At 63.4% G+C, this 1,680-nt stretch carries 3 protein-coding genes and 1 pseudogene; all 4 read left to right on the top strand.

The genetic code is table 11. The features are described 5' to 3' along the window. On the top strand, positions 1 to 613 hold a 613-nt coding region (locus AC1DS3_RS38385), incomplete at its 5' end, for a thiamine pyrophosphate-dependent enzyme (protein WP_477129330.1). Next, a complete protein-coding gene (gene ilvN, locus AC1DS3_RS38380; RefSeq protein ID WP_006156850.1) occupies positions 613 to 1,104 on the top strand; it encodes an acetolactate synthase small subunit in 492 nt (163 codons plus the stop codon). The genes AC1DS3_RS38385 and ilvN, both read left to right, overlap by 1 nt. A 97-nt stretch (positions 1,105 to 1,201) precedes the next feature. Next, a pseudogene (locus AC1DS3_RS38375) lies at positions 1,202 to 1,624 on the top strand (NAD(P)-binding domain-containing protein); the annotation flags it as partial. A gap of 8 nt (positions 1,625 to 1,632) precedes the next feature. Then, positions 1,633 to 1,680, top strand: a 48-nt coding sequence (locus AC1DS3_RS38370) for a hypothetical protein (protein ID WP_477129331.1), incomplete at its 3' end; no start/stop codon positions are given.

The following is a 1,680-nucleotide window of genomic DNA, read 5'->3' as shown; positions in this document are numbered from 1 at the left end:
CTCCGAGATCATCAAGCCGCAGTACGTGGTTGAGAAGATCTGGGAGCTGACGCACGGCGATGCCTTCGTCTGCTCGGACGTGGGCCAGCACCAGATGTGGGCCGCGCAGTTCTACAAGTTCAACGAGCCGCGCCGCTGGATCAATTCCGGCGGCCTGGGCACGATGGGCGTGGGCTTGCCGTACGCGATGGGCATCAAGAAAGCCTTCCCCGAGAAGGAAGTGGTGACCATCACCGGCGAAGGCTCGATCCAGATGAACATCCAGGAGCTGTCGACCTGCCTGCAGTACGACACCCCGGTGAAGATCTGCGCGCTCAACAACCGCTATCTCGGCATGGTGCGCCAGTGGCAGGAAATCGAGTACGACAACCGCTACTCGCATTCCTACATGGACGCGCTGCCCGACTTCGTCAAGCTGGCTGAGGCCTATGGCCATATCGGCATGCGCATCGAAAAGACGGCCGACGTCGAGCCCGCCCTGCGCGAAGCCTTCCGCCTGAAAGACCGTACCGTGTTTCTCGATTTCCAGACCGACCCGACTGAAAACGTGTGGCCGATGGTCCAGGCCGGCAAGGGCATCTCCGAGATGCTGCTCGGCGCGGAGGACCTGTAATGCGACATATCATTTCGGTCCTGCTGGAAAATGAACCGGGCGCGCTGTCGCGCGTGGTGGGCCTGTTCTCGGCGCGCGGCTACAACATCGAGACGCTGACGGTGGCCCCCACCGAAGACGCCTCGCTGTCGCGCATGACGATCGTCACCAGCGGTTCGGACGACATCATCGAGCAGATCACCAAGCACCTGAACCGCCTGGTGGAAGTGGTCAAGGTGGTGGACCTGACCGAGGGCGCGCACATCGAGCGCGAGCTGATGCTCGTGAAGGTGCGCGCGGTCGGCAAGGAGCGCGAGGAAATGAAGCGCACCGCCGACATCTTCCGCGGCCGCATCATCGACGTCACCGAGAAGACCTACACCATCGAGCTGACCGGCAACGGCGGCAAGCTGGATGCCTTCCTGGACGCCATCGACCGCGCCGCCATCCTCGAGACCGTCCGTACCGGCGGCTCGGGCATTGGCCGCGGCGAGCGCATCCTGAAGGTCTGAGCCTGATTGCAGTATCCAAGGGCGGCGCCGGTGCCGGCACTAGCCGGGCGGTGGCCGCCAACCCGACACACGAAAACGAAAGACTGAAGGAAYCATCATGAAAGTGTTTTACGACAAGGACGCCGACCTCTCCCTGATCAAGGGCAAGAACGTCACCATCATCGGCTACGGCTCGCAAGGCCACGCCCACGCGCAGAACCTGAACGACTCCGGCGTCAAGGTCACCGTTGGCCTGCGCAAGAGCGGCGCATCGTGGAACAAGGCCGTCAACGCCGGCCTGCAGGTCAAGGAAGTGGCTGACGCCGTCAAGGACGCCGACGTGGTCATGATCCTGCTGCCGGACGAGCAGATCGCCGACGTGTACAAGAACGAAGTGCACGACAACATCAAGCAAGGCGCCGCACTGGCCTTCGCCCACGGCTTCAACGTGCACTACGGTGCCGTGATCCCGCGCGCCGACCTCGACGTCATCATGATCGCGCCGAAGGCTCCGGGCCACACCGTGCGCTCGACCTACGCCACGTCATCATGATCGCGCCGAAGGCTCCGGGCCACACCGTGCGCTCGACCTACGCC

It is taken from the genome of Cupriavidus sp. 01L46 (genome assembly GCF_056399905.1).
The sequence above is the reverse complement of the archived record's forward strand: the minus strand, read 5'-3'. Positions and strand labels throughout refer to the sequence as shown.

Excerpts from the sequence above, each read along its gene's own strand:
- ilvN (WP_006156850.1), top strand. The coding sequence starts at position 613 with ATGCGACATATCATTTCGGTCCTGCTGGAAAATGAACCGGGCGCGCTG.